Here is an 8,805-nt window from a genome sequence, read left to right as displayed (position 1 = left end):
CTAAGTTATATATGCTTGGAGGAGGAACACAAAGTAGATTATTAAGTCAAATGACTGCAAATGCATGCAATATAAAAACATTTGAGAAACCAAAAATTTAAAAATTTATGTAAAATTTTAGGGGGGCTTATAAAATGGCAGAAAAAACTTTAAATGTATTTGAAATCGCACAGTTACAAGTTAAACATGCTTGTGATAAATTAGGAACTGATCCAGCAGTTTACGAAATACTTAAAAATCCAATGAGAGTTATGGAATTTAACTTTCCAGTAAAAATGGATGACGGAACTATAAAAACTTTCACTGGATATAGATCTCAACACAACAACGCTTGCGGACCATTTAAAGGAGGTTTAAGATTCCATCCAAATGTAACTTTGGACGAAGTTAAAGCTTTATCTACTTGGATGACTTTCAAATGTGGTGTAACTGGTATACCATATGGTGGAGGTAAAGGTGGTATGGCAATCGATCCTAATGATTATTCTAAAGGTGAATTAGAAAGAATATCTAGAGGATTTGCTGCAGCACTTGCTCCATTTATAGGAGAAAAAGTGGACGTTCCTGCTCCAGATGTAAACACTAACGGAGAAATAATGTCTTGGATGGTTGATGAACATGCAAAAGTAACTGGTGAATTTGCTCCTGGTACTTATACTGGTAAACCTGTTGATTTCTATGGTTCTTTAGCTAGAACAGAAGCTACTGGATATGGTGTAGCAATGATGGCTAGAGAGGCTTTAGGAAAAGTTGGTATCGATATTAATGGTGCAAAAGTGGCATTACAAGGTTGTGGTAATGTTGGTAGCTATGCAGGTATGTATATCGAACAATTTGGTGCTAAAGTAGTAATAGTTGGCGATTATACTGGTACTATAGCTAACCCTGATGGTATAGATATGAAAGCCTTAATGGCTTATGTAGCTGAAACTAGAGGTGTTAAAGGATTCTCTGGTGCTGAAGCTACAGATCAAGATGTTTTAACTGCTGATGTTGATTTATTATTACCTTGTGCTCTTGAAAATCAATTAACTGCTGAAAATGCTAACGACGTCAAAGCTAAAGTAGTTTGCGAAGGTGCAAACGGACCAACTACTCCTGGTGCTGACGAAATATTCGCTAAAAACGGTGTTACATTAGTTCCAGATATATTAGCTAACAGTGGTGGTGTTACAGTTTCTTACTATGAATGGGTACAAAACTTACAAAGAGACTCTTGGTCATTTGAAGAAGTCCAAGCTAAACAAGAAAAAGCAATGAAAAAAGCATTCGACGCTATATGGGCAATAAAAGAAGAATATGGCGTAGATATGAGAACTGCAGCTTACATGTCTTCAATTAAGAGAGTTGCTGATGCTATGAAACGTAGAGGATGGTACTAAGATTAAGATTTAAAGAATAATTTTAAGCCTATAATAAATAGATAAATAAGGAGATGAAACATGGTAGTGTTTCATCTTCTTTTTTTTTATGCAAAAACTCTACGTTACGTAGGTTAAGAACACCTCAAAAAAGATTTATCCTATTTATGAGGTGATAAATATGGATTCGAGAAAAATCGGAAAGCTTATAGCGAGCAAGCGTAAAGAAAAAAGCATGATCCAAAAGGAACTGGGATTAAAAATAAATGTAAGTGACAAAACAATTTCTAAATGGGAAAGCGGGCTAGGTCTTCCGGATATATCTAGTAATGATAAGGAAGATAGGAATTTTTATGATTTCTATCTTTTTTACTGTTTTAATATAAATATTTTAAAAATTACCTTGCATTATAGAGTAACATGTAATACTATATAAACAATAGTACCTTGTAATATAGAGTATTAAAGTTATATAAAGAGGGGGTGAAATGATGGAACTAAATAAAGAAGCTTTAAAAGGTCACATTGACACAATAATTTTATCAATCTTAAATGAAAAAGATTGTTATGGATATGAGATTGCAAAAACAGTAAAGGCTAAATGTAATAATATGTTTGAATTAAAAGAAGGAACAATGTATTTAGCACTTAAGCGTATGGAATCAAAAGGATTTATAGAGTCTTATTGGTCACAAGAAGAAGGCGCTGGAGGCAGAAGAAAATATTATAAAATGACTGATTTAGGAAAAGAAACTTATCAAACTAAAAAGAAAGAATGGTTTTTTATTAAAGAAGTAATGGGTTCATTTTTAGGGGAGGAAATTTAAAAAATGGATAAAATAGATAAATATTTGTGCAATTTATTTAATAACGATAAGAGTGCAGGAGTAATTGAATTAAAGGAAGAACTAAAATGTCATCTGCTTGATATGGCACATGAATTTATAAGTCAAGGACATAGCAAAGAAGAAGCGTATGATATGGCTATAAATAAATTTGACATAGATAACGATGTGTTAAAGATACTATGTGAAAATGTTAAGGAGAATAACAAAAAATTAGAGGGGAGAAATAAAATAATAACTAAATCAATAAAATTTACTAAAATAATAACTTTATTATCAGCAGTTATATTCGTTATATCATTTGTATTATCAAATATGGGTATAGAACAAAAAACACAACATAATAAATGGATAGATGAAAGTAAGAGATTTGAAGAAACTTTCAATAAATTTGTTAGTTCAAGAGATGTAAATAGTACCGATCAATATAAGTCAGAATTAGATAAATTATTAAAGTCTAATGAATGGAATTGTGTATATAGATTATATGTTTATGATGATGAAAATATATTCTCAGAACCTGTATATACATATCAAGTAAAGGGTGGAACATCTAATTTTGAAACATCTGGTCAAACAGAAAAAAATGGAAAAGGTCAAGTTTTATACTATAGATTAAAATTAAAAGACACAGTCAGTACAAAAATCGTGGAAACAGTTAAAATTATAAGCATATATACGACTTTAATTTTCTTTGCCATCTTCATGATATTAAAAAGACAATATAAAAAATTATAGATAAGATTTATTTTAAAAACTCCTTATATTAAATATAATTGTGATATAGGGGGTTTTTGTTGCGTTATAATAAATAATATAAACAATATCAGGGGGGATATAAATGAGTAATTTAAATTTATGGGAAGATCTTAATAAATTAAAGGAAACATGCAAGTGGGTTGATTTAAGCCATGAGGTTAGTCCAGAAACACCACATTGGTTTGGTTTTCCGTCTGTAAAATCTTCTGTACTTTATGATTTTGAAAAGGATGGTTTCAGAGCTCATACTTATGAAATTGTGAGCCAATATGGAACACATGTTGATGCACATGTTCATTTTGTTAAAGGGAAAAGAAGTTTGGATACTTTTAAACCAGATGACATGGTAATGCCATTATGTGTCCTTGATTTATCTAAAGAAGTATCACAAAATCCTGATTTTACTGTTACAGTAGATGATATACTAGCTTGGGAAGAGAAAAATGGCAAAATTGTAGAAATGACACCATTGGGAGCAGAATGTTGTAGAGATGCTAATTGGCATATGGAAAAAGCCAACAAGGATTTAGTGGTTGGACTTACTGATATAGAAGAAGATATGTTTATAAGTATTTTAAAAAAAGTATTAAATACGATTGAGTAAATGTCTGTAGCAACAGGCATTTTACTATAAATTAATTAATCGCATGCTATTAATAAAAATTGGAGGTATACAAAATGCTATACCAGCAGTTATAGCGATGTTAATGGTTTTGATTTATAACTTGGCAGATACATTTTTTATAGGTCAAACACATGATGCATATCAAGTTGCTGCTGTTTCACTAGCAACACCAGTATTTTTAATATTTATGTCTGTAGGCTCAATCTTTGGGATTGGAGGTACATCAGTAATTGCACGTGCTTTGGGAGAAGGAAAAGAAGAATATTCTAAAAAAGTTTGTTCATTTTGTATGTGGAGCTGTGTAGGAATAGGTATTGTATTAACAATACTTATGCTAGTATTTATGGATAAAATATTAGTTTTAATTGGAGCCAGTCCAGAAACTTGGAAATTTACAAAAACTTATCTAATCATTGTAAGTTTTTCAGGAGTTTTTGCAATTATTTCAAGTTGTTTCTCAAATATTTTAAGAGCAGAGGGTCAAGCTGGAAAGGCTTGAAAAAAGAAGAGCTAAGGAAGTACTGGTAAAAGAAGAAAAGAAGGTATTAGCTCCAGTTATATATTTATATAGGATAATTTATTTAAATAACATGGAGCGCATTAGGTTAGCTTGTGATTAATTTACAATTAGAAGAGAGAGAGAAAGTATGTTATTATATTTAAGTTTAATTGAAACAGAAGAAGATAAAATAAAGTTTGAAGATATCTTTAATAGTTATAAAAAAACTATGTATTATGTTGCTAATAGCATATTGAAAGATGAGCATTACTCACATGATGCAGTTCAGAATAGCTTTTTAAAAATAATTAAAAATATTGATAAAATTGAAGATGTAAAAAGCAACAAAACGAAAGGATTTATCGTTACTATAGTAAAGAACTCTTCAATAGACATATATAGGAAGCTACAAATGGAAAAAAATAAAGTTCAAAAAATTGAAAATGAAATAAAAGGTTTTGAACAAGAAGTATATGATACTGATATTTTACCTAATAAAGTAGATGTTGCTATATTGAAGCTTCCAGAACGATACAAACAAGTATTTTTCTTAAAATACTCTCATGGATTACATGATAATAAAATTGCAGAAATATTAGATATAAGTCCTTCTACAGTAAGAACTAGAATAAAAAGAGGTAAGGAAAAATTGAAAATCATATTAGATGAAATGGAGAAAGTACATGGATAAATATGAAATTACTGATGATTTACTTTTTCAGCATTGTACTAATGTTGAAAACTTTATATTAGAACAAATACCTGATGAAGAAGACATTGATTATGAGTATCCTAAAGAATTTGAAAAGAAAATAAAAAAAATAATTAAAGAGGAAAAGAGAAGATCATTTTTAAATAAGATATATTTGTATACAAAAAAAGTAGCTGTAGTATTTATAGCATTTTTAATTAGTTTATTTGCAGTAACTATGAGTGTTGAGGCATTAAGAACGAAGTTATTTGATATGGTTAAAGATGTTTATGAAAAATTTACGATATATAAATTTAAAATAGATGAAAATGACAATGAAAAAGTAAATTTTTTAGAGAAGAAAAGTATTAATTATTTACCAGATGGTTTTGAAGAGATTGATAGAGCAGAGTATGACAATGATATATCGATAACTTATTCCGATGGAGAAGATTATATAACTTTAAATTACTTGCTAATTGAGAATAGTAATTTATACATGGATACAGAGAATGCACAAATAAGTAAAGCTCAAATAAACAGTTATAACGCAGATTATATTGAAAAAGAAAATAAAAGTCGCTTAATATGGCAAGATGAAAGTACTTTGTATGATTTAAAATTAGACTATATAAATAAAGACAAATATTTAGATATTAAGTCTGAATTAATAAAAATTGCGAAAAATATAAATTAATTTGATAAAAAATGAAACAAATCCTCATAAATTATTCGTTTACTTAGTGTAAAGAAATTTAGGGGGTTTTTTTTATATATGAAAAGAAAGATAATCAGTAGTTTAGGTGTATCAGTATTAGCATTTAATATTTTATTAGCTACTCCAATATTTGCGAATGAATATGAGACAAATTTAGAAATACAAAATGAAGCAAGGTATACTCATATCGATAAGGCAAGCAGCAATCTAAAAATAAGTGGTGGTGTAGCAACTGTAAGCGCTAGCATGACTGCTAATCCAGGAATTAGTAAGACATTAATAACATCAAGGTTACAAAAAAAAGTTAATGGTTCGTGGGAAACAATACAATCATGGACAGAGACAAGTAATACTATTTCCTGTAGACTTAATAAAACTAAATCAGTTTCAAAAGGAAGTAGCTACAGAATATATTCAACAGTGAAGGCTTATAAGGGGACTGATTCTGAGAGTATTGCTATATTTAGCAATATTGTAAACTATTAATTAATATTTATGAAAAAGTGGGAGGTGTGATAGTGAGAAAAAGTTTATTAATTGTAATAATAGCAATATGTTTTATATCAGGATGCTCAATAAATAAAGGGAATACAACCAAAACAGAGTCTGGATTTGACGTTCCTATAGTAGAAGTTAAAAATGAAGAAGATAAAATAGAAATAGCAAGAATTGTATTTGAAGAATACTTAAAGTTAACTTATGAAAACTATTTAAATGATAAAAATGAAAGAGTTAATATTCTTAAAGAGTATAAAATTAAGGATATAAATGTATTAGAGAATGTAAATTCTGAAGAATACAGAATAGAAATAACATATGATTTACAATCAATTGATGGATATGTGACTGTATTTGAAACTGGAAATGGTGAAATAAAAAATGACAATTGGGTAAAAGGAAAATATCAAATAGTAGATATAAAAAAAATAGGTAAAAATAAATATACTATTTTAGAAATGTACACAGGATAGATTATAAAAACAATATATCAAGGGGGAGTTTATTATGAAACTAAAGAAGTATGCATCAATGATAGGAGCAATAATTTTGGCTGCAACAAATATGGGGTATATATTTGCAGATGATACAGAAAGTGATGAGAATCAGCCTCCAAATGAAATTAATATAACAGAAGTAAAAACTATAGAAGGTGCAGAAATAGAAAATGATGAATATGATAGAGCATTAAATTTACATAGACAAAATGTTAATTTATCTCAAGTTGGAGTAGGTGTTAAGTATGGACATTCTACAATATCAATCTCACCATCAGTTTCATTCCCTTTAGGAGGAGGAATTAGTTTTTCTAAAAATGTTCAAAATATAGGTCCAAATCCTCTTATATGTTATAAATAAAGGATGGTGATTAGAATGAAATATTTTTTATGTGGATTATTTACGATTATATTAGGGTATATTTTATCTTCTTTATTCAGTGGAATTGGAGTTGATTCAGTAGAAATGACATACATTAATTCTATTATGATTTCAGTAATATTTTTATCAGGTGTAGTTTCTTTCTGGGGATATATTATTTTTGATAAAATTAAAAAGAAATAAAAAAGAAAAGTAAAGAACAAGTAGGTGTAACTTTAGATAAAGAGATAGTTGATAAGTTGAAAACTGTTGTTATAGATTTAAATATTACTATGTCCAAGTTATTTGAAAATTTACTTATAACTTTACTAGAAGATGTGAAAATTAAAGAAAAAAATATAGAGATATATAATAATAAAAATAAGTTAAAGGGTAGAAGAAAAACAGAATAGGCATTACGTTTGATAAAAATAATTGTTTTTTAGTAGGTAAAATATAATATTTGCAGAATATCCATATAAAGTAGTTTATTAATTTAAGATAATAAGGTTATAGGAGGATATTTTATGGATTTAAAAATAAGTGATTTACCTCCACAATTTGAAAATATAGCTATAGAGCTTGGTATAGACAAAATAAAGGCTTTATTTAAAGAATTTGGGGGAACATCAGTATACTTTCCTACTGAAAAGATGGTATATAAAGAAGCTAGAGATAGAGAAATTATATCTCAGTACAATGGATTTAATCATAAGGAATTAGCAGGTAAATACAATATGTCTGAAAGTTACATAAGAGCTATAATAAACAGGCATAAGAAAAGTGTTTAAAGTAAAGGAGCTACACACCTAATTTATATTGAGATGTGTAGCTATTTTACATTTTATTATTTAATTCACTTATGTTTGAGTTCAAAGAATTAATACCGATACTCAAATTTTCTAGTTTCCCTTCAATTCGGACCAATAGATACATTGTCACGATTGCAGGAAAGCCTAAATTAGCTACTAATTGCATTAAATCTAGTTCCATTGATTATTCCTCCAAATAATAGTTAAAACTTCCTAGAAAGCCCCTCATGAGCTTAGAAGGGCATTTCCAATGTTTCATGAGTTACGCAACTACTAAATCAAACTCTGTAGTTTCTGTTTGAACTACTTTTGCATCTTTTGCAGTAACTATATCCTCACCACTTGGTGCAAATATATTTTTTTCAATTATTAAGTCCATAACAGCTTTTATTTCTGATTCTGTTATATCTTCTCTTGGATCTGTTACGAATAGACTTACTTTTCTTCCAAACTGAGTCATGAATGTCATTAATAATTTTACTTCTGTATTCATATTAAATTCCTCCTAATTATAATTTTTTAATTTAAGCTTGTGTTATCTTGCTTTGCGATATCTAAAACTGAGTGCTTTTGAAGTGATGCTATTGCTTTTGCAACGTTAAGAACGTCTAAAGGTTTTGCATCATGCTTTAAGCTTGAGTAAGTTCTTGATTTTATTACAGACCTTCCATTATCCCCCAAACCACAATCAAACTTTATTCTTAAAGATGATGGATTTTTAATTTCTGTTACTTCTATAGCTAATTCTCTGTTTTGCATGTTTTTTACCTCCTATATATTTGATTAATTAAAGTGTAAGTTGTTTTAATTTCAATGTCCTAAAATATAGTTGATTAAGATTTTTGATGATTTTAATTAATGAAAAATAAAGGCAATAAAAAAAGCTATAGTTGGGGGACTATAGCTATAAAATGGGGGAGATTGAATTTATTTTCCGTTCATATTTTAATTATTATCTTGTATTAAAAATATATACATTTATTTAGAAATTTACATGAAAAGTAAGGGATTGTAATAGGTGGATGGTTATTTTATGATGCTATTCGCATGGTTTTTTCTTATGATGAATTATCATATTAAGTGCAACACTTAAAAATGGATAAAAAAATAGCTCATAAGTTTATGTTCATGTTACAGTA

16 protein-coding genes are annotated in these 8,805 nt (G+C 28.4%); 13 read left to right on the top strand and 3 right to left on the bottom strand.

Annotated elements, in window-relative coordinates; all coding sequences use genetic code 11:
- Window positions 1-134: 134 nt before the first annotated feature.
- From I4U58_RS10975 to I4U58_RS10915, 13 genes are all read left to right on the top strand, one after another.
- The gene (locus I4U58_RS10975) at window positions 135-1,382 is read left to right on the top strand and encodes a Glu/Leu/Phe/Val dehydrogenase (protein WP_195931390.1); all 1,248 of its coding nucleotides are present in this window, start codon (window positions 135-137) and stop codon (window positions 1,380-1,382) included.
- A gap of 160 nt (window positions 1,383-1,542) precedes the next feature.
- On the top strand, window positions 1,543-1,797 hold the full coding sequence (locus tag I4U58_RS10970) for a helix-turn-helix transcriptional regulator (protein ID WP_195931389.1): 255 nt from the start codon (window positions 1,543-1,545) through the stop codon (window positions 1,795-1,797).
- Window positions 1,798-1,852: 55 nt separating this feature from the next.
- Window positions 1,853-2,188 carry a PadR family transcriptional regulator gene (locus I4U58_RS10965; protein WP_195931388.1) on the top strand — a complete coding sequence of 112 codons (336 nt, stop codon included), beginning with the start codon at window positions 1,853-1,855 and terminating at the stop codon, window positions 2,186-2,188.
- 3 nt (window positions 2,189-2,191) lie between these two features.
- Window positions 2,192-2,944 (top strand): permease prefix domain 1-containing protein, encoded by a 753-nt coding sequence (locus I4U58_RS10960; RefSeq protein ID WP_195931387.1) that lies wholly within the window; start codon window positions 2,192-2,194, stop codon window positions 2,942-2,944.
- A 103-nt stretch (window positions 2,945-3,047) separates the two neighbouring features.
- Window positions 3,048-3,569, top strand: a complete 522-nt coding sequence (locus I4U58_RS10955; RefSeq protein WP_195931386.1) for a cyclase family protein — start codon at window positions 3,048-3,050, stop codon at window positions 3,567-3,569.
- A gap of 43 nt (window positions 3,570-3,612) precedes the next feature.
- Window positions 3,613-4,089: an MATE family efflux transporter gene (locus tag I4U58_RS10950; RefSeq protein ID WP_195931385.1), complete on the top strand. Its 477-nt coding sequence runs from the start codon at window positions 3,613-3,615 to the stop codon at window positions 4,087-4,089.
- A gap of 148 nt (window positions 4,090-4,237) precedes the next feature.
- A complete protein-coding gene (locus I4U58_RS10945; RefSeq protein ID WP_195931384.1) occupies window positions 4,238-4,780 on the top strand; it encodes an RNA polymerase sigma factor in 543 nt (180 codons plus the stop codon).
- Complete coding sequence (locus I4U58_RS10940; protein WP_195931383.1) at window positions 4,773-5,477, top strand: DUF4367 domain-containing protein; 705 nt, start codon at window positions 4,773-4,775, stop codon at window positions 5,475-5,477. The genes I4U58_RS10945 and I4U58_RS10940 overlap by 8 nt, the downstream gene beginning before the upstream one ends.
- Window positions 5,478-5,555: 78 nt before the next feature.
- Window positions 5,556-5,984, top strand: coding sequence for a hypothetical protein (locus I4U58_RS10935; protein WP_195931382.1), 429 nt, complete (start codon window positions 5,556-5,558; stop codon window positions 5,982-5,984).
- A gap of 32 nt (window positions 5,985-6,016) precedes the next feature.
- The gene (locus tag I4U58_RS10930) at window positions 6,017-6,469 is read left to right on the top strand and encodes a hypothetical protein (protein ID WP_195931381.1); all 453 of its coding nucleotides are present in this window, start codon (window positions 6,017-6,019) and stop codon (window positions 6,467-6,469) included.
- Window positions 6,470-6,503: 34 nt separating this feature from the next.
- Window positions 6,504-6,854 carry a hypothetical protein gene (locus tag I4U58_RS10925; protein ID WP_195931380.1) on the top strand — a complete coding sequence of 117 codons (351 nt, stop codon included), beginning with the start codon at window positions 6,504-6,506 and terminating at the stop codon, window positions 6,852-6,854.
- A 15-nt stretch (window positions 6,855-6,869) separates the two neighbouring features.
- Window positions 6,870-7,058 carry a hypothetical protein gene (locus tag I4U58_RS10920; RefSeq protein ID WP_195931379.1) on the top strand — a complete coding sequence of 63 codons (189 nt, stop codon included), beginning with the start codon at window positions 6,870-6,872 and terminating at the stop codon, window positions 7,056-7,058.
- Window positions 7,059-7,381: 323 nt separating this feature from the next.
- Entirely contained in the window at window positions 7,382-7,645 is a 264-nt protein-coding gene (locus I4U58_RS10915) for a Mor transcription activator family protein (protein ID WP_195931378.1), read from the top strand.
- Window positions 7,646-7,691: 46 nt separating this feature from the next.
- Here the strand turns inward: I4U58_RS10915 and I4U58_RS10910 are convergent, their stop codons facing one another.
- The 3 genes from I4U58_RS10910 to I4U58_RS10900 all read right to left on the bottom strand — a co-directional run bounded on the left by I4U58_RS10910 (window position 7,692) and on the right by I4U58_RS10900 (window position 8,425).
- Window positions 7,692-7,847, bottom strand: coding sequence for a YvrJ family protein (locus I4U58_RS10910; protein ID WP_195931377.1), 156 nt, complete (start codon window positions 7,845-7,847; stop codon window positions 7,692-7,694).
- Window positions 7,848-7,928: 81 nt separating this feature from the next.
- Window positions 7,929-8,159, bottom strand: a complete 231-nt coding sequence (locus I4U58_RS10905; RefSeq protein ID WP_195931376.1) for a DUF2922 domain-containing protein — start codon at window positions 8,157-8,159, stop codon at window positions 7,929-7,931.
- A 26-nt stretch (window positions 8,160-8,185) separates the two neighbouring features.
- Entirely contained in the window at window positions 8,186-8,425 is a 240-nt protein-coding gene (locus I4U58_RS10900) for a DUF1659 domain-containing protein (RefSeq protein WP_195931375.1), read from the bottom strand.
- Window positions 8,426-8,805: the final 380 nt, after the last annotated feature.

The sequence above is a fragment of the Clostridium sp. 1001270J_160509_D11 genome, from assembly GCF_015667935.1.
GTDB lineage: Bacteria > Bacillota > Clostridia > Peptostreptococcales > Peptostreptococcaceae > Intestinibacter.
The sequence above is the reverse complement of the archived record's forward strand: the minus strand, read 5'-3'. Positions and strand labels throughout refer to the sequence as shown.